This is a genomic window from Streptomyces sp. NPDC051105, from assembly GCF_040682795.1.
GTDB lineage: Bacteria > Actinomycetota > Actinomycetes > Streptomycetales > Streptomycetaceae > Streptomyces.
In genome coordinates this window covers 202,287-221,646 of sequence record NZ_JBFBBR010000006.1, presented here as the reverse complement: position 1 = coordinate 221,646, position 19,360 = coordinate 202,287, and the positions used below count along the sequence as shown (strand labels likewise).

The following is a 19,360-nucleotide window of genomic DNA, read 5'->3' as shown; positions in this document are numbered from 1 at the left end:
CCTCACCGCTGCGCATCATGGCCGGCGGCGAACCCCTCCCGGCCGACCTGTGGCTTTCACGTGAAACATCGCCCCTCGTCGCTGCTCTTCCCCTCCGAGGTCAGGGTCGCTGTCGTTGCCGGAGGGGATCCATGACTCTGCCGCGCCCCTCAGCGGCGTTCGAAGCGAGCCATGGCCGCTGCAACCGCCGCGTAGATGAAGGCGACGGCGATGACGAGGGTCGCGGAGCGGCCGTCCGGTGGGAGCATGAGGGCTGCGACGCCGGCCGCCCCCACGAAGGCGACGTTGAAGAGTACGTCGTACACGGAGAAGATCCGGCCGCGGAAGCCGTCGTCGACGGACGACTGGACGATGGTGTCGGTGGCGATCTTCGCGCCCTGGGTGATCAGCCCCAGGACGAAGGCGGCGACGAGCATGGGGGCTGTCGTGAACGGGAGACCCAGAGCGGGCTCCAGTACGGCGGCGGACGCGGCGCACACGACGATCCATCGCCCGGGACCGAGCCGCCCCGCGGCCCATGGCGTCACCACGGCTGCCGCGAAGAAGCCCGCGCCGGATATTCCCAACGCCAGCCCCAGCAGCCCGAGCCCGTCGTCGGGGTCGGAGGAGAGGGCGTAGCGGCACAGCATCAGTACCAGGACGAGCAGGGCGCCGTAGCAGAAGCGCATCACCGTCATGGAGAGCAGTGCCCAGACCGCCTCGCGGCGCCGCGGTGCGGCGAGGTGCCGTATCGCCTCCAGGAGATCGCGCGCGGTGGTGATCACAGCCGTTCCCAGGCTCGGCTGAGCCGGATGCCGTTCGGGGCCGAGGAGGCCGGGGGCCATGGTCAGCGAGGTGAGGGCCGCGGACAGGTACAACGCAGCGCCCAGCAGCACGACCGCCGCGTCGGAATCGGATGCCAGCAGCCGCACGGCGAAGGCGAGCCCTCCGCCGGCGGTCGCGGCGAGGGTTCCTGCGGTCGGGGACAGGGAGTTGGCCAGCACCAGACGTTCGGGGGCGACCACGCGTGGGAGGGCGGCGGACAGCCCCGAAAGGACGAAGCGGTTGACGGCCGTGACGCACAGGGCGGAGACGTAGAAGAGCCAGTCGGGGACATGGCCGGCTATCAGGACGGCGGTGACCGCGGCCAGCAGCGCACGCAGCAGATTGCCGTAGAGGAAGACCTGGCGGCGGCGCCAGCGGTCCAGCAGGACGCCGGCGAAGGGGCCCACGAGGGAGTACGGGAGGAGCAGGACCGCCATGGCCGAGGCGATCGCGCCTGGTGAGGTCTGCTTCTCCGGGGAGAAGACGACGTAGGCGGCGAGCGCGACCTGGTAGACGCCGTCGGCACCCTGGGAGAGCAGACGGACGGTGAGCAGGCGGCGGAAGTCCCGCAGGCGCAGCAGGACACGCAGGTCGCGGACGACGGGCATGGGGCACAGCCTCACACACGGGGAGAGTCCCCGGGTCGGGGGACCCGGGGACTCTCACAGCCCTGGCAGGAGCGTTTTTTTGCGAGCGGCGGACGTCGATGTTCGGTGTGGTGCCGAGTTACCGCTCGACGTCGCCGCGGATGAACTTCTCCACGTTCTCGCGGGCCTCGTCGTCGAAGTACTGGACCGGCGGGGACTTCATGAAGTAGCTCGACGCGGAGAGGATCGGGCCGCCGATACCGCGGTCCTTGGCGATCTTCGCGGCACGCAGGGCGTCGATGATGACACCCGCGGAGTTCGGGGAGTCCCAGACCTCGAGCTTGTACTCCAGGTTCAGCGGGACGTCACCGAAGGCACGGCCCTCCAGGCGGACGTAGGCCCACTTGCGGTCGTCCAGCCACTGCACGTAGTCGGACGGGCCGATGTGGACGTTCTTCTCGCCGAGGTCCCGGTCGGGGATCTGGGAGGTGACGGCCTGCGTCTTGGAGATCTTCTTGGACTCCAGGCGCTCGCGCTCGAGCATGTTCTTGAAGTCCATGTTGCCGCCGACGTTCAGCTGCATCGTGCGGTCCAGGACGACGCCCCGGTCCTCGAACAGCTTCGCCATGACGCGGTGCGTGATGGTGGCGCCGACCTGCGACTTGATGTCGTCACCGACGATCGGGACGCCGGCCTCGGTGAACTTGTCCGCCCACTCCTTGGTGCCGGCGATGAAGACCGGGAGGGCGTTGACGAAGGCGACCTTGGCGTCGATGGCGCACTGGGCGTAGAACTTCGCCGCGTCCTCGGAGCCGACGGGCAGGTAGCAGACGAGAACGTCGACCTGCCTGTCCTTGAGGATCTGGACGATGTCGACCGGCTCGGCCTCGGACTCCTCGATGGTCTCGCGGTAGTACTTGCCGAGGCCGTCGAGGGTGTGTCCGCGCTGGACGGTCACGCCGGTGTTCGGCACGTCACAGATCTTGATGGTGTTGTTCTCGGATGCGCCGATGGCGTCCGCCAGGTCGAGACCGACCTTCTTGGCGTCCACGTCGAACGCGGCGACGAACTCGACGTCCTTGACGTGGTAGTCGCCGAACTGGACATGCATCAGGCCGGGGACCTTGGACGCCGGATCGGCGTCCTTGTAGTACTCGACTCCCTGGACCAGCGACGCGGCACAGTTGCCCACGCCGACGATGGCTACGCGAACCGAACCCATTCCGGTTGCTCCCTGTGTGTACGAGTGAGGCCCTGATCGGGTCTCACGTGGTGGTGTCGTCGGGCAAATCCGGCCGGGTCTCCCCGGACCGGGGCAGGTTGCCCGGCGCTCCATTGGTGGTGTTCTGCTGAGCGGACCCTCCGGAAGCGGGACTCTTCGTGTCCCGCCCGGCCCGCTCGCTCTCGATGAGCTCGTTCAGCCAGCGCACTTCGCGCTCCACGGACTCCATCCCGTGGCGCTGGAGCTCAAGCGTGTAGTCGTCGAGGCGCTCCCGGGTGCGTGCCAGCGAGGAGCGCATCTTCTCCAGGCGCTCCTCCAGCCGGCTGCGACGGCCCTCCAGTACGCGCATCCGTACATCGCGCGAGGTCTGCCCGAAGAAGGCGAACCGTGCCGCGAAGTGCTCGTCCTCGTACGCGTCGGGGCCGGTCTGGGAGAGGAGCTCCTCGAAATGCTCCTTACCTTCGGCCGTCAACCGGTAGACGATCTTGGCGCGGCGGCCGGAGAGCGGTGCGGCGAGGGGGTCCTCGGTGGTGTTCCCCGGTTCCTCGATCAACCAGCCGTTGGTGACCAGCGTCTTGAGGCAGGGATAGAGCGTCCCGTAGCTGAACGCCCGGAAGACGCCCAGCGAGGTGTTGAGCCGTTTCCGCAGCTCATAGCCGTGCATCGGGGATTCGCGGAGCAGGCCGAGCACGGCGAACTCAAGGATGCCGGACCGTCGGCTCATGGTCGCCTCCTCTCGTCTCTGACGCGCTTATCTCGCTCTGATGTATCGGCTCGATACATCCCGACGATAGATCGGCGATCCCGGCGCGACAAGAGGAGCGACGGTGAACGGGATCACATCACCGATTCGTAGGAGGCAACTTGCCTGATTTGGGGTGAACTTCGGGGCTCGGCGGGTTTTGGTGGTGCGTAGTCTGTGCGGCATGCACACCACCGGGAACCAAGTGACGCCTGGGGGGCGTCCCTGTCCCCGGTGCAGTACGGGTGAATGCAGGACCGACCACATCCGTACTTCGGGGGGACCGGAAACCAGCCGCCGTTTCCAGGCGCGCACGGGTGCGCCTGCCCGAGGAGTAATCGTTCGATGAGCGAGCACCGTCGCAAACCGCAGCAGCCGCAGGGAGGCGGACGTGCCGCGGCCCGACGCGGCCAGTCCGGCCCGTCCTCCGGCCGCCGTGCGGCACCGCGAGGCGCCACCGGGTCTCCTTCCGACTCCTATGGGTCCAGTTCCTATGGGTCGGACTCTCAGAGCTCGGAAGGCGAAGAGCGTCCGTACGGAAGCCGTGCCGAGGCACGCCGGGCGGCGCAGAGAAACACGGGAAGCCGCCGCAGAGCGGCCGACAACGCGAGCCGCGGTCCGGGTGGCCCTGCCGGGCCCGGGCGTGGCAGAGGCCGGGCGTCCACGGCGCCCGGCAAGAAGCGCATCATCGACTACCCCAGGGCGAACAGGTTCGGCTGGCGCCGCTGGGTCCCCTCCTGGAAGCTCGTCTCCGGGCTCTGCATCACCTTCTTCGGCAGCCTGGTGGCGCTGGTCGGCGTCGGATACGCCATGGTGGGCGTCCCGGACGAGAACACCGCGGCCAAGTCCCAGAACAACGTCTACTACTGGGCCGACGGCAAACAGATGGTCGCGACGGGCACCGGCGTCAACCGGCAGAACGTCGGCATCGCCGAGATCCCCGAGGCGATGCAGTACTCGGTGATCTCGGCGGAGAACAAGAGCTTCTACTCGGACCCCGGTGTCGACTTCAAGGGCATCGCCCGTGCTCTCGTCAACATGGCCCAGGGCGGTGAGACGCAGGGTGGTTCGACGATCACCCAGCAGTTCGTCAAGAACACCTACCTCAGCCAGGACCAGACGCTCACACGCAAGTTCAAGGAGATGTTCATCTCCGTCAAGGTGGGTACCAAGTTCACCAAGCCGGAGATCCTCCAGGGCTACCTGAACACCTCGTACTTCGGCCGTGGGGCGTACGGCATCCAGGCCGCCGCCCAGACCTACTACGGCGTGGACGCGAAGGACCTCACGCCGAGTCAGTGCGCGGTCCTGGCAGCCCTCCTCAAGGGCGCCACGTACTACGACCCGGCGGGCAACCCGGACATCGATACCGCGGCCAGCAAGGAAGCCAACTACAAGCGCTCCCACGACCGCTGGGCCTGGATCCTCGAGGAGATGCACAAAGACAAGCACCTCACCGATGCCCAGTACCAGGATGCGATCAAGAAGTACCCCTTGCCCCAGGGCCGCAAGGCGACCAAGGGGATGACCGGCCAGATCAGCTACCTCGCCGACACGGCCAAGAAGTACGTGCTCTCGCACTCCGACATCACCGAGGCGCGGTTCGACCAGGGCGGCTACCAGATCTACACGACCTTCCAGAAGGACAAGGTCAACTCGCTGACCGCGGCCGTGCAGAAGGTCCAGAAGGAGCGTCTGGACCCGAAGAACCGCGAGAAGGACAAGTACGTCCAGTTCGGCGCGGCGTCGGTGGTGCCCAATGACGGGGCGATCGTCGCCCTGTACGGCGGCGCCGGCTACGAGAACAACCACTTCACCAACAACGCCGACACCTCCGGTGTCCCCGTCGGTTCGACGTGGAAGCCGTTCGTCCTGGCCGCGGCCATGGAGTACGGGACGTACAAGACCTCCCCCGAGGGGGTCTCGCCGTTGAGCAAGTACAACGGCAACGACAATCTGAAGGTGCAGCGGCCGGACGGCACGTACTACCTGAACAAGGACAACTCGATCTTCCGCCAGAGGAACGAGAGTGACCACGCCTGGGGGTACATCTCCCTGCGCAAGGCGATGGAGCAGTCCATCAATACCCCGTTCGTTCAACTGGGTGTGGACGTGGGACTCACACATGTGCGTGACATGGCCCATGCGTCTGGAATTCTGACCGACAGCATGTTGCAGGGTCTGAACCCGTCGTTCGCCATCGGTACCTCCACCCCCAGCGCCATTCGCATGGCCGATGCCTATGCGACCTTCGCGGCGTCCGGTAAACACGTGGATCCGTATTCCGTGACCGAGGTCAAGCAGGACGGACAGGAGCTGGGCGGCTTCGACAAGCCGAAGTCGAGCAGGGCCATGTCCGCCAACGTCGCGAACAACGTCACCGACGTACTGCAGAACGTCATCCAGAACGGTACGGGTCAGAACGCCAAGGCTCTGGGCCGTACGGCGGCGGGCAAGACCGGTACCACCGACAGCAACAAGTCGGCCTGGTTCGTCGGCTACACCCAGCAGCTGGCGACGTCGGTCGCGATGTTCCGCGAGAACCCGAAGGACGCCGAACTGCTCTCCATGAACGGCACCGCCGGCGTGCCGTCCATCCACGGCGGTGACATCCCGACCTCGGTGTGGACCGAGTACATGAAGGCCGCTCTGAAGGGCAAGAACGACCCCGGCTTCCCGGAGGCCACCAAGATCGGTGAGATCGCCGACGAGGCGGGGGCGCCTTCCCCGACTCCGACGCCCAGCATCACGCCGAGCGAGACGCCCAGCGAGACGCCGAGCGCCACGCCCAGCGAGACGGCCACCTCGCCGTCGCCCAGCGCGAGCGAGAGCTGCCAGTTCGCCTGGAACTGCGCCAGCGATGGTGGCACCGACTCGGGCAGCACCGGAGGCACGACGTCCTCGCCGACGGCTACGGAGACGACCGGTGAAGGAGACACCAGAGGCAATGCCAACGGTGGCGGAAACCTCTTCGGCGGGTCGACGGGCTGACTGAATGGCAGAGGCCGGTGTTCGTCGCCTTTCAAAGGCGACGAACACCGGCCTCTGTGTGTACCGGCCTCAGTGCAAGGACTTACTAGCTGGGGTCTTGCGTGGATCCGGAAACCCATTTCGTGCAGACACTCTTCTGCGTGGAGCCCTCGTAGGTGCCCACCTGAACTCCGGCATCGGTGATGGTGCCACCCGAGGAGACGTAAGAGTTGAACTGCAGGGTGGTGCCCGCGCCGTCGTAGTCGTAGTGCCACGGGAAATAGCCGACCGAATCCGGGTACTGCACCACCAGCCGGATCTGTGTGTGGTGCCCGTCGGCGAGGGTGTCCTTCAGCGTCAGGGAGAGATTAGGGATGCTCCTGTCGTTGTAGTCCCATCCCGTAGTGATGAGAGATCCACTGGAGCCGGTTGCGGAACAGCTCGCGGTGTGCACCACGAGCGCTTGCGACGGAGTGGCCGCAAAACCCACGAGCAGGGCGGAACTAAGAGCAACCAGGCCGAACCTCGCCGCTTTCTTCATTTTTTCCCCCAGGTTTTGATGCGCCTTGGACCTGGGGGCGACCTTAGGTCTGGGAAAGTCACCGCAGCAAGATTAATAATCTTCATAATTAGGGTGTATTAATCCAAAATAACAGGTGCATTCCCTGGCGGTGTGTCGTCCTCAGGTACATACGGCAGGATGTCCCCCATGCCCAGTGCAGAGACGACGCCCGCGGGCGTGCGCGAGCCGGAGCCGGTGCGACCGACCCGGGAAGATCCCGTCGCCGCAGCCGGTAGTGAGCTGATCGGTGGCCCGATCGGGCGGCGTGCGCTGCTCGGGACGACCTGGTGGACGCCACTACGGGTCGTGGTCCTCGTGGCGATCGGCATGTTCGCCCTGGGCCTGATCCAGAAGGCGCCCTGCTATGACGGCGGCTGGTTCTTCGGCGCGAGTTCCCAGTACACCCACGCCTGCTACTCGGACATTCCGCACCTCTACCAGGGGCGAGGCTTTGCCGACGGTCTGGTGCCGTACTTCGACAAGCTCCCCGGTGACATGGACTACCTCGAATACCCGGTGCTGACCGGTGTGTTCATGGAGGTGGCCGCGTGGCTCACGCCGAGCAGCGGCAGCATCCAGCTCCAGGAGCAGGTGTACTGGTTCGTCAACGCCGGCATGCTGATGATCTGCGCCGCCGTCATCGCGGTGTGTGTGGTCCGTACGCACCGCCGGCGCCCCTGGGACGGCCTGCTGGTCGCCCTGGCGCCCGCCTTCGCGCTGACCGCCACCATCAACTGGGACCTCCTGGCGGTCGCCCTGACGGCCGCGGCGATGCTGATGTGGTCCCGGAGCCGTCCCCTTGCCTTCGGTGTCCTTCTGGGGCTTGCTACGGCCGCCAAGCTGTACCCCGTGTTCCTGCTGGGGCCGCTGCTCCTGCTGTGCTGGCGTGCGGGCAAATGGCGGGAGTTCTTCGTCGGGGCGGGCGGTGCCGTCGTCGCCTGGCTCGTCGTGAACCTGCCGGTGATGATCTTCGCCTTCGACGGCTGGTCGAAGTTCTACACCTTCAGCCAGGAACGGGGCGTCGACTTCGGCTCCTTCTGGCTGATTTGGGCGCAGAACACGACCACCCCGCCCAGCACCGGCTTCGTGAACAACGCGGCGATGGCCCTGGTGGTGCTCTGCTTCCTGGGCATCGGCGCCCTGGCCCTCACCGCCCCGCGCCGGCCGCGCTTCGCTCAGCTGGCCTTCCTGGTGGTGGCGGCCTTCATCCTCACCAACAAGGTCTATTCCCCGCAGTACGTCCTGTGGCTGGTGCCGCTTGCCGTGCTGGCCCGGCCCAAGTGGCGGGACTTCCTGATCTGGCAGGCGTGCGAGGTGGCGTACTTCCTGGGGATCTGGATGTACCTCGCGTACACGACCAGCGGCGACGCCCACAAGGGCCTGCCGACCCACGGCTACCACTGGGCCATCGCCGTGCACCTGCTCGGCACGCTCTACCTCTGTGCGATGGTCGTACGCGACATCCTCATGCCCGAGCGGGACGTGGTGCGCCGCTCCGGGGACGACGACCCCTCGGGCGGCGTGCTGGACGGCGCGAAGGACGTCTTCGTGCTCGGCGCGGCCGTCCGTCCCCCGCGTCATGCCGCCCAGTTCGAGGGGCCGCAGGTGGAATGGGGAAGCCGCTCCTCCGAGGACAGTTCGCTCTGAGCGAACAGCCCGGGCGCTGGGCGTCTGGGCGAACACCCCGGACCGAAGGAAGGGGGCCGCACACGGAACTCCGTGTGCGGCCCCCTTCGCTGTTCTGAGAACCCGTCAGCGGTCCACGATGCGGTCGAACTGGGTGGTGGTGTGCCGCAGATGGGCCACCAGTTCCTCACCCACGTGCGGCTCCGGAGCGTCGGTCGGCACGAACAGGATCGACACCTGCATGTGCGGCGGCTCCGCGAACCAGCGCTGCTTGCCGCCCCAGACGAACGGCGAAAGGTTCCGGTTCACCGTGGCCAGGCCGGCCCGTGCGACGCCCTTGGCGCGCGGCATGACGCCGTGCAGGGCCTTCGGGGCCTCCAGGCCCACCCCGTGCGACGTACCGCCCGCCACGACCACCAGATAGCCGTCCGACGCCGCCTTCTGCTGCCGGTAGCCGAACCGGTCGCCCTTGGCGACGCGGGTGACGTCCAGGACCGCGCCGCGGTACTCGGTGGCGTCGTGGTCCCCCAGCCACAGCCGGGTGCCGATCCGGGCCCGGAACCGGGTCTGCGGGAACTGCTGCTGCAGCCGGGCGAGTTCGTCGGCCTTGAGGTGGCTGACGAACATCGTGTGCAGCGGCAGCCGGGCCGCGCGCAGCCGGTCCATCCAGCCGATGACCTCCTCGACGGCATCCGAGCCGTCGGTACGGTCCAGCGGCAGATGGATGGCGAAGCCCTCCAGGCGGATGTTCTCTATGGCGGAGTGCAACTGCGGCAGGTCCTGCTCGCTGATGCCGTGCCGCTTCATGGTGGACATCACCTCGATGACCACGCGCGCGCCCACCAGGCCGTACACGCCGTCGATCGACGACACCGAGCGGATCACCCGGTCGGGCAGCGGCACGGGCTCCTCGCCGCGCCGGTACGGCGTCAGCACCAGCAGATCGCCGCCGAACCAGTCCTTGATACGCGCGGCTTCATACGTCGTACCGACCGCGAGGATGTCCGAGCCCAGACGCGTGGCCTCCTCCGCCAGGCGTTCGTGCCCGAAGCCGTAGCCGTTGCCCTTGCAGACCGGGACGAGGCCCGGGAACTGCTCCTGCACGTGCTTGTGGTGCGCCCGCCAGCGCGCGGTGTCGACGTAGAGCGTGAGCGCCATGGCCGGACCTGGAACCTTTCTGGATGGCTGGGGTGTGTCAGGGCTATAGAAGCACGGAGCGTGACGTCAGCGGCGCGACATGTAGATGTCGAGCGCCTTGTGGAGCAGCTTGTTCAGCGGGAAGTCCCACTCGCCGAGGTATTCGGCTGCCTGGCCACCGGTGCCCACCTTGAACTGGATGAGACCGAAGAGGTGATCCGTCTCGTCCAGCGAGTCCGAGATGCCGCGCAGGTCGTAGACGGTGGCGCCGAGCGCGTAGGCGTCGCGCAGCATCCGCCACTGCATGGCGTTGGACGGGCGCACCTCGCGGCCGATGTTGTCGGAGGCGCCGTAGGAGTACCAGACGTGCCCGCCGACGATCAGCATGGTCGCCGCGGACAGGTTCACCCCGTTGTGCCGGGCGAAGTACAGCCGCATCCGGTTGGGGTCCTCGGTGTTGAGCGCCGTCCACATGCGCTCGAAGTACGACAGCGGGCGCGGCCGGAAGTGGTCGCGCACGGCCGTGATCTCGTACAGCCGCTGCCACTCCGCCAGGTCCTGGTAGCCGCCCTGGACGACCTCGACGCCGGCCTTCTCGGCCTTCTTGATGTTGCGCCGCCACAGCTGGTTGAAGTTCTTGTGGACGTCTTCCAGGGAACGGTTCGCCAGCGGCACCTGGTAGACGTAGCGCGGCTGCACGTCACCGAAGCCGGCGCCGCCGTCCTCGCCCTGCTGCCAGCCCATCCGGCGCAGCTTGTCCGCCACCTCGAAGGCGCGCGGCTCGATGAAGTCGGCCTCGATGTCGCGCAGCCGCTTCACGTCCGGGTCCTGGATGCCGGCCTTGATGGAGTTGGCTTCCCAGCGCCGGATGATCACCGGCGGGCCCATCTTCACGGAGAACGCGCCCTGCTGCTTGAGGTGGGCCAGCATCGGCTGGATCCACTCGTCGAGATTCGGCGCGAACCAGTTGATGACCGGGCCCTCGGGGAGGTACGCGAGGTAGCGCTTGATCTTGGGCAGCTGGCGGTACAGCACCAGGCCGGCGCCGACCATCTCGCCGGTGCGGTCGTCGAACCAGCCGAGGTTCTCCGAACGCCACTCCGCCTTCACATCTGCCCAGGCCGGGACCTGCATGTGGCTGGCAGCCGGCAGGCTCTGGATGTAGGCCAGATGCTGTTCGCGGCTGATGGTCCGCAGGGTCAGGCTCATGTCGGGGCGCTCCTCGGGCTGGTGTGTCCCCATGGGTACAGGGGCTCCGGCTCTCGCGCCGAAGCCTACTGCGCCTCGCCCGCGGCCCGACTGGGCGTACACCCCCTACGCCCCGGCTCAGGTGCGGCCGGGGTGTAGGCGGTGGTGCGCAAGGTGCCGGAGGCCTACCCGAACAGGCCGCCGTGCGCCATGCCGATGAAGAAGCCGATGCCCGCGGCACCGAGACCCAGGATCAGACCGAAACGCTCGCGTGTGGTGATCGAGACCCACTGCCCGAACAGGCCGGTGAAGATGCCGATCAGACCGGTCCACGAGCTGAGCAGGTGCAGGCTGTGGAAAAACGACGTGATGAAGGCGATCAGCCCGAGTGCCAGTGTGACCGCCATCAGAGAGTCCTGGAGCGGATGGGTCTTGCCGTCGGTGGCGAACAGGGAGCCGGCGGTGTTGGGTCGCAATGCCTGTGCCATAGGGCACCTCCTGCGGAAGGCGGCGCATCGTAGCGCCGTACACACCCGATGCGTACAGATTGAGGGCCCCGGCGGTCGGATTTCAACCGGAAGCAGGTGTGCGGGTAGTCTGTACCCTCTGCACCGGTGTCTGCCCAGGCCCGCGGCCGGGGATCCCGAGGGAAGCCCCCCGTATGTCAGTGGCGGCCGATACCGTTGCGCACGCATCACAACCCTCCTGCCACGGAACGACCGTGGCCGCTGAGTCCAAAGGAGGTGGGTTCCACATGCGTCACTACGAGGTGATGGTCATCCTCGACCCCGATCTGGAGGAGCGCGCTGTCGCCCCCCTGATCGAGAACTTCCTCTCCGTCGTCCGTGAGGGCAACGGCAAGGTGGAGAAGGTCGACACCTGGGGCCGTCGTCGTCTCTCGTACGAGATCAAGAAGAAGCCCGAGGGCATCTACTCGGTCATCGACCTGCAGGCCGAGCCTGCGGTCGTGAAGGAGCTCGACCGCCAGATGAACCTGAACGAGTCGGTCCTCCGGACCAAGGTCCTCCGTCCCGAGACCCACTGAGCTCCCAGCTCAGCTGATCTCGGGTTTCGAGTAGCAGCAAGCAGCCAGCAGCAAACCCGCCGAGAGGTTCCCCCATGGCAGGCGAGACCGTCATCACGGTCGTCGGCAATCTTGTCGATGACCCCGAGCTGCGCTTCACCCCGTCCGGTGCGGCGGTCGCGAAGTTCCGCGTCGCGTCCACTCCCCGCACCTTCGACCGCCAGACGAACGAGTGGAAGGACGGCGAAAGCCTCTTTCTGACCTGCTCGGTCTGGCGTCAGGCGGCGGAGAACGTCGCCGAGTCGCTTCAGCGAGGCATGCGCGTCATCGTGCAGGGCCGGCTGAAGCAGCGGTCCTACGAGGACCGTGAGGGCGTCAAGCGCACGGTCTACGAGCTGGACGTCGAGGAAGTCGGCGCCAGCCTGCGGAACGCCACGGCCAAGGTCACCAAGACCGCCGGTGGTGGCGGCCGCAGTGGCCAGGGCGGTTTCAGCGGCGGTGGCGGCCAGGGTGGCGGCAGCTGGGGCGGCGGCTCCGGTGGCGGCCAGCAGGGCGGCGCTCCCAGCGACGACCCCTGGGCTTCCGGCGCTCCCGCCGCCGGCGGCGGCAACCAGGGTGGCGGCGGCTGGGGCGGCGGCTCCGGCAGCAGCAGCGGCGGTGGCGGCGGCTACTCGGACGAGCCCCCCTTCTAAGGGCAATGGCTCGCATCCCCACTTCTTGATCACACAGGAGAAACACCATGGCGAAGCCGCCTGTGCGCAAGCCTAAGAAGAAGGTCTGCGCGTTCTGCAAGGACAAGGTCCAGTACGTGGACTACAAGGACACGAACATGCTGCGGAAGTTCATTTCCGACCGCGGCAAGATCCGTGCCCGCCGCGTGACCGGCAACTGCACGCAGCACCAGCGTGACGTCGCCACGGCCGTCAAGAACAGCCGTGAGATGGCGCTGCTGCCCTACACGTCCACCGCGCGATAAGGGAAGGGTGACCGACACATGAAGATCATCCTCACCCACGAGGTCTCTGGCCTCGGTGCCGCCGGCGACGTCGTCGACGTCAAGGACGGTTACGCTCGCAACTACCTGATCCCGCGGAAGTTCGCTATCCGCTGGACCAAGGGTGGCGAGAAGGACGTCGAGCAGATCCGTCGTGCTCGCAAGATCCACGAGATCCAGACCATCGAGCAGGCCAACTCCGTGAAGGCCCAGCTCGAGGGTGTCAAGGTCCGTCTGGCCGTCCGCTCCGGCGACGCCGGTCGTCTCTTCGGTTCCGTCACCCCGGCCGACGTCGCCTCGGCGATCAAGGCTTCCGGTGGCCCCGAGGTCGACAAGCGCCGCATCGAGCTGGGCGCGCCGATCAAGACGCTGGGTGCCCACGAGACGTTCGTGCGTCTGCACCCCGAGGTTGCCGCCAAGGTCAACATCGAGGTCGTCGCGGCCTGACGCTGCGCTCGGTTTGAGCAGTAGCTGAAAGGGGCCGTACCCGTGAGGGTGCGGCCCCTTTGGCTTGCCGACGATGAGGTCGGGTGGGTGTTTCACGTGAAACGTGGCGGCTCGCGGTGTTTCACGTTTCACGTGAAACAGTCGATGGGCCGTGCCGGTCGGCCGTCAGCGGGTTGCACCGGCCACGATCCAGCGGCCCGAGCGTGTCCGCAGCCAGAGGGTCAGCATGCGCGTGGCCATCATCAGGGTCATGGCTCCCCAGAGCGCCGTGAGCCCGCCGCCGAAGACGGGGACCAGGAGGGCCACCGGTGTGAAGACGGCCAGGGTCACGACCATGGCCCCGGCGAGATAGGGCCCGTCTCCCGCCCCCATCAGAACGCCGTCGAGGACGAAGACCACGCCAGAGATCGGCTGGGAGAGCGCCACGATGAGCAGTGCGGGCAGCGCGGTGTCCTTCACGGTCGGATCGCTGGTGAACAGCGGGAGGAAGAGTGGTCGGGCAGCCATCACAAGCAGGCCCAGAACGATCCCGGTGGCGATGCCCCACTGGACCATGCGTCGACAGGCCTCACGGGCGCCAGCAGTGTCGCCCGCACCGAGATAGCGGCCGATGATGGCCTGCCCGGCGATCGCTATCGCGTCCAGGGCGAAGGCCAGCAGGCTCCACAGGGACAACACGATCTGGTGCGCCGCGATATCGCCGTCGCCGAGCCGGGCCGCGACGGCCGTGGCGATCATGAGGACGGCCCTGAGCGAGAGCGTCCGGACGAGGAGAGGTACGCCGGCCTGTGCCGAAGCGCGTATCCCGGCGACGTCGGGGCGAAGGGATGCCCCGTGCCTGCGGGCTCCCCGGACGACGACGGTCAGATAGACGGCCGCCATCCCGCACTGGGCGATGACGGTGCCCCAGGCGGAGCCGGCGATGCCCAGTCCGGCGCCGTAGACGAGCCCGGCGTTCAGCCCGGCGTTGGCGACGAAGCCTGCGACGGCGACGTACAGCGGGGTCCGGGTGTCCTGGAGGCCCCGCAGGACGCCGGTGGCGGCGAGCACCACCAGCATGGCCGGGATCCCCAGCGAGGAGATCCTGAGGTAGGTCGTCGCGAAGGGCGCCGCGGTGGCCGAAGCGCCGAAGAGATCCACGATGCCGGGTGCCAGAGGCAGGACGACGGCGATGACGCCGGCACCGAGTAGCAGCGCCAGCCAGATGCCGTCCATGCCCTGACGGATGGCCGCCTGGAGATCGCCGGCGCCGACCCGGCGGGCCACGGCCGCCGTGGTGGCGTAAGCGAGAAAGACGAAGACGCTCACGGCGGTGGTGAGGAGGGCCGAGGCGACGCCGAGGCCGGCGAGTTGTGCGGTCCCGAGATGGCCGACGATCGCGCTGTCGGCCATGACGAAAAGCGGCTCGGCGACGAGTGCGCCGAAGGCCGGTACGGCCAGTGCGACGATCTCTCGGTCGTGCCGCCGTCGGGTGGCTTCGGGGATCGCGGGAGCCTGTGACATGGGCACTAATCTAATCGTCCACAGGTAAGAGATGCAATTGCGCACTGACCCTTACCGAGGCTTGCGTGGCCCGCGCTGCCGCGCGCCGTTCGAAGCGATCTTGATCCGACTGGGGAAGTTTTTCTTCTGCACAGCCGGTGGATGGGAAAGGTGCAGGTCAGAGCCGATGACGGAGAGAGATCGAGGGCTTGTTCACAGGGCTGTCCACCGCGTCGTGCACAGGTTTTGGGAGGTTCTCCACAGCATACGGGCCGTCGTCCACATGGCCTGTGGATAACCAGATTGGCTGACGGTGCCCGCGGGCCTACCGTGGTGCGGCGCCCACTCCTCCTTATGGCCTCGGAAACCTCACAAAACCGACGCGTCCAGAACCGGAATGGGGCGACTTGGTTTGTCAGTGCCGTGCCGTAGAAATGGGGCCACGGCGAGGTCCGCCGGGCGGACGGGAGGAGGTGGCTCGGTGAGTATTTCCGAGCCCTTGGACGATCCGTGGGCCGAGGCCGGTCCAAGCGATCGTCTGCCCGCTTCCCGTGGACGCGGTGAGGGCGGCCGAGGGCGGGACGACAGGCACGACCGGGGCCGGGACAGCGGCGACTGGGACGGCGGAGGTTCCACCTTCGAGCGAGTCCCCCCGCAGGACCTGGATGCCGAACAGTCCGTGCTCGGCGGCATGCTGCTGTCCAAGGACGCCATCGCCGATGTCGTGGAGATCCTCAAGGGCCACGACTTCTACAAGCCCGCGCACGAGACGATCTACCAGGCGATCCTCGACGTCTATGCCAAGGGCGAGCCGGCCGACCCCATCACCATCGCCGCCGAGCTCACCAAGCGCGGCGAGATCAACAAGGTCGGCGGGGCCTCCTATCTGCACACCCTCGTCCAGACGGTGCCGACGGCGGCGAACGCCGAGTACTACGCGGAGATCGTCCACGAACGGGCCGTACTGCGCCGTCTTGTCGAGGCCGGGACCCGCATCACGCAGATGGGATACGCGGCCGACGGCGACATCGACGAGATCGTCAACAGCGCCCAGGCGGAGATCTACGCGGTCACCGAGCAGCGGACCAGCGAGGACTATCTGCCGCTCGGCGACATCATGGAGGGCGCCCTCGACGAGATCGAGGCGATCGGCTCGCGTACCGGCGAGATGACCGGCGTACCCACCGGCTTCACAGACCTGGACTCGCTGACCAACGGCCTCCACCCGGGTCAGATGATCGTCATCGCCGCGCGTCCCGCCATGGGTAAGTCCACTCTGGCTCTGGACTTCGCCCGGGCCGCGTCGATCAAGCACAACCTGCCCAGCGTCATCTTCTCCCTCGAAATGGGCCGCAACGAGATCGCGATGCGTCTGCTGTCCGCCGAGGCGCGGGTCGCCCTGCACCACATGCGCTCCGGCACGATGACCGACGACGACTGGACCCGGCTCGCCCGCCGGATGCCGGACGTCTCGGCCGCACCGCTCTACATCGACGACTCCCCGAACCTGTCGATGATGGAGATCCGTGCCAAGTGCCGCCGGCTCAAGCAGCGCAACGACATCAAGCTCGTGATCATCGACTATCTGCAGCTGATGCAGTCCGGGTCCAAACGCTCCGAGAGCCGTCAGCAGGAGGTCTCGGACATGTCCCGAAACCTGAAGCTGCTCGCCAAGGAGCTGGAGGTCCCGGTGATCGCGCTCTCACAGCTCAACCGTGGTCCCGAGCAGCGCACCGACAAGAAGCCGATGGTGTCCGACCTGCGTGAGTCCGGCTCCATCGAGCAGGACGCCGACATGGTCATCCTGCTCCACCGCGAGGACGCCTACGAGAAGGAGTCACCGCGCGCGGGCGAGGCGGACATCATCGTCGGCAAGCACCGAAACGGCCCGACCGCGACGATCACCGTGGCCTTCCAGGGCCACTACTCCCGTTTCGTGGACATGGCACAGACCTGATCCGACCACCGAAATGAACTCGACGCAGGTCCGCCCACCGGGTGGACTGGGTGCATGACGACATTTCAGGAAGAGCTGCTCCCCGCCACCCGGCGGACGCTGTTGCACCGGATCGCGGTCGCCCAGGCCGAGGGGCGGGCGCCGTCGCTGGTGGCGGCGGTCGTGCGGGGTGGGCGGGCCGTCTGGCACGGGGCGCGGACCTCGGTGGACGGGCACGAGCCAGACGAGAACGTGCAGTACCGGATCGGATCGATCACCAAGACGTTCACGGCCGTTCTGGTGCTCCGGCTGCGCGACGAAGGGCTGCTCGATCTCGGCGATCCACTGGAGAAGCATCTGCCGGGCACCGGCGCCGGGGAGGCGACGATCGCCGAACTGCTCGCGCACACAGGGGGTTTGGCGGCCGAGTCGCCCGCACCCTGGTGGGAGCGCACCCCGGGCTCGCTGCGGCCGGAGCTCAGTGATGTTCTCGGTGAGCAGCCCCTCCTGCACCCTGTCGGGCGTCGACACCACTACTCCAACCCCGGCTACACCCTGCTCGGCGCCCTGGTCGAGGAGCTCCGCGGTGCCCCCTGGGAGGAGGTGCTCCGGCGGGAGGTGCTCGAACCGTTGCGCCTCGACCGCACGAGCGCCCAGCCACGGGCGCCGCACGCGGGCGGGTGGGCGGTGCATCCTTGGGCCGACGCGATGCTCCCGGAGCCGCTGGAGGACCTCGGCCGGATGGCACCGGCAGGACAGCTCTGGTCGACCACTGACGACCTGGCTCGCTTCGCCGTGTTCCTGGCGGCCGGCGACGAACGGGTCCTGAGCGCGGAGTCCGTACGGGAGATGCGCATCCCGGCGGCTCCCGCCGAGCCCGCCGACGTCCTGGACGGCGCCACCTACGGCCTCGGTCTCCAGATCCAGCGGCGCGACGGCCGGCTGCTGATCGGGCACTCCGGCTCGCTGCCCGGCTTCCTGGCCAACCTCACCATCAGCGTGGACGACGATGTGGCGGCCGTGGTGCTCGCGAACTGCACCTCAGGCCCGCTGCTGTCCGCCGTCGGCGCCGATCTCGTCCGTATCGTCGCGGAGGCCGAACCGCGCATTCCCGAGCCATGGCGGCCCCTGGCCCAGGTCGAGCCGTCTGTTCTGGAATTGGCTGGCCAGTGGTACTGGGGTACGCACCCCTTCGCGCTGCGGGTGACGGCCGACGGACTGGTCTCGCTCGGGCCGCTGTCGGGCGCCGGCCGCCGTGCGCGTTTCCGGGCCCACGGTGACGGCACCTGGACCGGCCTTGAGGGCTACTACGCCGGAGAGCCTCTACGGCCCGTACGTCGTCCGGACGGCACCGTGAGCCACCTGGACCTCGGTTCGTTCGTGTTCACGCGTCAGCCGTACGAGGAGACGGCTCCCGTCCCCGGTGGGGTGGACCCCGAGGGGTGGCGGGGGATTGGTTAGACGAGCCGGGGGTGGTGTTTCACGTGAAACACCACCCTTTGAGCCCATGCCGTCGGTGCCTGGCGGTCAGATCTCACGCTTGAAACCGACGTGCGAGGCGGTGAAACCGAGCCGCTCGTAGAAGCGGTGGGCGTCGGTGCGTGACGCGTCCGAGGTCAGCTGCACCAACTGGCAGCCCTGACGGCGGGATTCCTCGATCGCCCACTCGATGAACCGGGTGCCCAGCCCGCCGCCGCGCTCGTCGGCGTGGATGCGTACGCCCTCGATGATCGACCGCGTGGCGCCGCGCCTCGAGAGCCCGGGGATGATCGTGAGCTGGAGTGTGCCGACCACGCGGCCCTCGCGTACGGCGACGACCAGCTGCTGGTTGGGGTCGGCGCTGAGCCGCTCCAGGGCGCTCAGATAGGGCGCCAGATCGTCCGGTGATTCCCGCCGGGCGCCCAGTGGGTCGTCGGCCAGCATGCCGACGATGGCCGGGATGTCGTCGGCGACCGCGGCACGTATGTCTAGATCTCCCATGCCCGCAGCCTATGCGGGCACGTTGAGCGACTCCACGACTCGTACCAGGGGAGCCAGTTCCGCGTTCCTGGCCGCCTCGTCGAGGGCCTCGCGCAGTGCGGTGTCATTGGTGGGACGAGCCTCTTCGAGCAGCCGCAGCCCCGCCTCGGTGACGTTCGTATAGATGCCGCGCCGGTCGGTCGGGCAGAGGTAGCGCTCCAGGAGGCCCCGGTCTTCTAGGCGTGTCACCAGCCGGGTGGTGGCGCTCTGGCTGAGGACGACCGCGTCGGCGACCTGCTTCATCTGCAGATGGCCCCCTTCGCCGTCGTGCTGGCGGCTGAGGACGTCCAGCAGAGAGTATTCGCGCACGCTCAGGTCGTGGTTTCCCTGGAGGGCTCGCTCGATGTGCGCCTCGATCCTCCCGTGTAGCAGGGAGAGAGCGCACCAGCCCTGGGCAAGGGCGGTGAGCGCGGGGTCCGTCGCTGTCATTGGCGTGTTCCTCCGTCCCGGAGCGGCTGAAACCAGGATAGAGCAGGTCCGCAATATCCCTTGGTTGCATATAGTCAGCGTCTGCAACCATTGCGCTTCGTGGCCGTCACCTGCGTCGTGCCGATGACGGCCCGCTCACTACCCGGGACGCCGAACTCCTGATCCGAGGCCCAGCGCGCCGCCGAGGCCGT

General features: G+C 67.6%; 18 protein-coding genes. 8 read left to right on the top strand and 10 right to left on the bottom strand.

Annotation, left to right across the window (positions count from 1 at the left end; genetic code table 11):
* Nucleotides 1-149: 149 nt before the first annotated feature.
* The 3 genes from AB0N16_RS17370 to AB0N16_RS17360 all read right to left on the bottom strand — a co-directional run bounded on the left by AB0N16_RS17370 (nucleotide 150) and on the right by AB0N16_RS17360 (nucleotide 3,337).
* Nucleotides 150-1,412, bottom strand: coding sequence for an MFS transporter (locus AB0N16_RS17370; RefSeq protein ID WP_365797478.1), 1,263 nt, complete (start codon nucleotides 1,410-1,412; stop codon nucleotides 150-152).
* 118 nt (nucleotides 1,413-1,530) lie between these two features.
* Complete coding sequence (locus AB0N16_RS17365; protein ID WP_365797476.1) at nucleotides 1,531-2,613, bottom strand: inositol-3-phosphate synthase; 1,083 nt, start codon at nucleotides 2,611-2,613, stop codon at nucleotides 1,531-1,533.
* A 43-nt stretch (nucleotides 2,614-2,656) separates the two neighbouring features.
* Nucleotides 2,657-3,337: a helix-turn-helix transcriptional regulator gene (locus AB0N16_RS17360; RefSeq protein ID WP_365797474.1), complete on the bottom strand. Its 681-nt coding sequence runs from the start codon at nucleotides 3,335-3,337 to the stop codon at nucleotides 2,657-2,659.
* 828 nt (nucleotides 3,338-4,165) lie between these two features.
* On the opposite strand from AB0N16_RS17360, the gene AB0N16_RS17355 reads away from it, so the two are divergent.
* Nucleotides 4,166-6,346 (top strand): transglycosylase domain-containing protein, encoded by a 2,181-nt coding sequence (locus tag AB0N16_RS17355; protein ID WP_365797472.1) that lies wholly within the window; start codon nucleotides 4,166-4,168, stop codon nucleotides 6,344-6,346.
* 85 nt (nucleotides 6,347-6,431) lie between these two features.
* On the opposite strand, the gene AB0N16_RS17350 is transcribed toward AB0N16_RS17355, so the two are convergent.
* Nucleotides 6,432-6,866, bottom strand: coding sequence for a hypothetical protein (locus AB0N16_RS17350; protein WP_365797470.1), 435 nt, complete (start codon nucleotides 6,864-6,866; stop codon nucleotides 6,432-6,434).
* A 168-nt stretch (nucleotides 6,867-7,034) separates the two neighbouring features.
* On the opposite strand from AB0N16_RS17350, the gene AB0N16_RS17345 reads away from it, so the two are divergent.
* Nucleotides 7,035-8,534, top strand: a complete 1,500-nt coding sequence (locus AB0N16_RS17345; RefSeq protein ID WP_365797468.1) for a glycosyltransferase 87 family protein — start codon at nucleotides 7,035-7,037, stop codon at nucleotides 8,532-8,534.
* Between the two features lie 105 nt (nucleotides 8,535-8,639).
* Here AB0N16_RS17345 and AB0N16_RS17340 read toward each other — a convergent pair whose 3' ends face one another.
* From AB0N16_RS17340 to AB0N16_RS17330, 3 genes are all read right to left on the bottom strand, one after another.
* Entirely contained in the window at nucleotides 8,640-9,671 is a 1,032-nt protein-coding gene (locus AB0N16_RS17340) for an alanine racemase (protein ID WP_365797466.1), read from the bottom strand.
* Between the two features lie 66 nt (nucleotides 9,672-9,737).
* Nucleotides 9,738-10,859, bottom strand: coding sequence for a peptidoglycan bridge formation glycyltransferase FemX (gene femX, locus AB0N16_RS17335; RefSeq protein WP_365797464.1), 1,122 nt, complete (start codon nucleotides 10,857-10,859; stop codon nucleotides 9,738-9,740).
* A gap of 164 nt (nucleotides 10,860-11,023) precedes the next feature.
* Entirely contained in the window at nucleotides 11,024-11,326 is a 303-nt protein-coding gene (locus AB0N16_RS17330) for a hypothetical protein (protein ID WP_351748180.1), read from the bottom strand.
* A 266-nt stretch (nucleotides 11,327-11,592) separates the two neighbouring features.
* Here AB0N16_RS17330 and rpsF point away from each other — a divergent pair, with 266 nt between their 5' ends.
* The 4 genes from rpsF (at nucleotide 11,593) to rplI (ending at nucleotide 13,303) form a co-directional block, all read left to right on the top strand.
* The gene (rpsF, locus tag AB0N16_RS17325) at nucleotides 11,593-11,883 is read left to right on the top strand and encodes a 30S ribosomal protein S6 (protein WP_005482942.1); all 291 of its coding nucleotides are present in this window, start codon (nucleotides 11,593-11,595) and stop codon (nucleotides 11,881-11,883) included.
* A gap of 74 nt (nucleotides 11,884-11,957) precedes the next feature.
* Complete coding sequence (locus AB0N16_RS17320) at nucleotides 11,958-12,554, top strand: single-stranded DNA-binding protein (protein ID WP_365797461.1); 597 nt, start codon at nucleotides 11,958-11,960, stop codon at nucleotides 12,552-12,554.
* Nucleotides 12,555-12,601: 47 nt separating this feature from the next.
* Nucleotides 12,602-12,838 carry a 30S ribosomal protein S18 gene (gene rpsR, locus AB0N16_RS17315; RefSeq protein ID WP_006381652.1) on the top strand — a complete coding sequence of 79 codons (237 nt, stop codon included), beginning with the start codon at nucleotides 12,602-12,604 and terminating at the stop codon, nucleotides 12,836-12,838.
* Between the two features lie 18 nt (nucleotides 12,839-12,856).
* The gene (rplI, locus tag AB0N16_RS17310) at nucleotides 12,857-13,303 is read left to right on the top strand and encodes a 50S ribosomal protein L9 (protein WP_351695817.1); all 447 of its coding nucleotides are present in this window, start codon (nucleotides 12,857-12,859) and stop codon (nucleotides 13,301-13,303) included.
* A 165-nt stretch (nucleotides 13,304-13,468) separates the two neighbouring features.
* Here rplI and AB0N16_RS17305 read toward each other — a convergent pair whose 3' ends face one another.
* Entirely contained in the window at nucleotides 13,469-14,806 is a 1,338-nt protein-coding gene (locus AB0N16_RS17305; protein ID WP_365797458.1) for an MATE family efflux transporter, read from the bottom strand.
* A 460-nt stretch (nucleotides 14,807-15,266) separates the two neighbouring features.
* Here AB0N16_RS17305 and dnaB point away from each other — a divergent pair, with 460 nt between their 5' ends.
* Both dnaB and AB0N16_RS17295 read left to right on the top strand, forming a co-directional pair.
* A complete protein-coding gene (gene dnaB, locus AB0N16_RS17300; protein ID WP_365797456.1) occupies nucleotides 15,267-16,742 on the top strand; it encodes a replicative DNA helicase in 1,476 nt (491 codons plus the stop codon).
* Nucleotides 16,743-16,796: 54 nt separating this feature from the next.
* Entirely contained in the window at nucleotides 16,797-18,182 is a 1,386-nt protein-coding gene (locus AB0N16_RS17295) for a serine hydrolase domain-containing protein (protein WP_365797454.1), read from the top strand.
* Nucleotides 18,183-18,248: 66 nt separating this feature from the next.
* On the opposite strand, the gene AB0N16_RS17290 is transcribed toward AB0N16_RS17295, so the two are convergent.
* Entirely contained in the window at nucleotides 18,249-18,701 is a 453-nt protein-coding gene (locus AB0N16_RS17290; protein ID WP_365797452.1) for a GNAT family N-acetyltransferase, read from the bottom strand.
* 9 nt (nucleotides 18,702-18,710) lie between these two features.
* Entirely contained in the window at nucleotides 18,711-19,169 is a 459-nt protein-coding gene (locus tag AB0N16_RS17285) for a MarR family transcriptional regulator (protein ID WP_365797450.1), read from the bottom strand.
* Nucleotides 19,170-19,360: the final 191 nt, after the last annotated feature.

What these genes read in the sequence shown, in the direction of transcription:
- AB0N16_RS17370 (WP_365797478.1), bottom strand. Translation starts at nt 1,412, where the DNA reads ATGCCCGTCGTCCGCGACCTGCGTGTCCTGCTGCGCCTGCGGGACTTC.
- AB0N16_RS17365 (WP_365797476.1), bottom strand. Translation starts at nt 2,613, where the DNA reads ATGGGTTCGGTTCGCGTAGCCATCGTCGGCGTGGGCAACTGTGCCGCG.
- AB0N16_RS17360 (WP_365797474.1), bottom strand. Translation starts at nt 3,337, where the DNA reads ATGAGCCGACGGTCCGGCATCCTTGAGTTCGCCGTGCTCGGCCTGCTC.
- AB0N16_RS17355 (WP_365797472.1), top strand. Translation starts at nt 4,166, where the DNA reads ATGGTGGGCGTCCCGGACGAGAACACCGCGGCCAAGTCCCAGAACAAC.
- AB0N16_RS17350 (WP_365797470.1), bottom strand. Translation starts at nt 6,866, where the DNA reads ATGAAGAAAGCGGCGAGGTTCGGCCTGGTTGCTCTTAGTTCCGCCCTG.
- AB0N16_RS17345 (WP_365797468.1), top strand. Translation starts at nt 7,035, where the DNA reads ATGCCCAGTGCAGAGACGACGCCCGCGGGCGTGCGCGAGCCGGAGCCG.
- AB0N16_RS17340 (WP_365797466.1), bottom strand. Translation starts at nt 9,671, where the DNA reads ATGGCGCTCACGCTCTACGTCGACACCGCGCGCTGGCGGGCGCACCAC.
- femX (WP_365797464.1), bottom strand. Translation starts at nt 10,859, where the DNA reads ATGAGCCTGACCCTGCGGACCATCAGCCGCGAACAGCATCTGGCCTAC.
- AB0N16_RS17330 (WP_351748180.1), bottom strand. Translation starts at nt 11,326, where the DNA reads ATGGCACAGGCATTGCGACCCAACACCGCCGGCTCCCTGTTCGCCACC.
- rpsF (WP_005482942.1), top strand. Translation starts at nt 11,593, where the DNA reads ATGCGTCACTACGAGGTGATGGTCATCCTCGACCCCGATCTGGAGGAG.
- AB0N16_RS17320 (WP_365797461.1), top strand. Translation starts at nt 11,958, where the DNA reads ATGGCAGGCGAGACCGTCATCACGGTCGTCGGCAATCTTGTCGATGAC.
- rpsR (WP_006381652.1), top strand. Translation starts at nt 12,602, where the DNA reads ATGGCGAAGCCGCCTGTGCGCAAGCCTAAGAAGAAGGTCTGCGCGTTC.
- rplI (WP_351695817.1), top strand. Translation starts at nt 12,857, where the DNA reads ATGAAGATCATCCTCACCCACGAGGTCTCTGGCCTCGGTGCCGCCGGC.
- AB0N16_RS17305 (WP_365797458.1), bottom strand. Translation starts at nt 14,806, where the DNA reads ATGTCACAGGCTCCCGCGATCCCCGAAGCCACCCGACGGCGGCACGAC.
- AB0N16_RS17295 (WP_365797454.1), top strand. Translation starts at nt 16,797, where the DNA reads ATGACGACATTTCAGGAAGAGCTGCTCCCCGCCACCCGGCGGACGCTG.
- AB0N16_RS17290 (WP_365797452.1), bottom strand. Translation starts at nt 18,701, where the DNA reads ATGGGAGATCTAGACATACGTGCCGCGGTCGCCGACGACATCCCGGCC.
- AB0N16_RS17285 (WP_365797450.1), bottom strand. Translation starts at nt 19,169, where the DNA reads ATGACAGCGACGGACCCCGCGCTCACCGCCCTTGCCCAGGGCTGGTGC.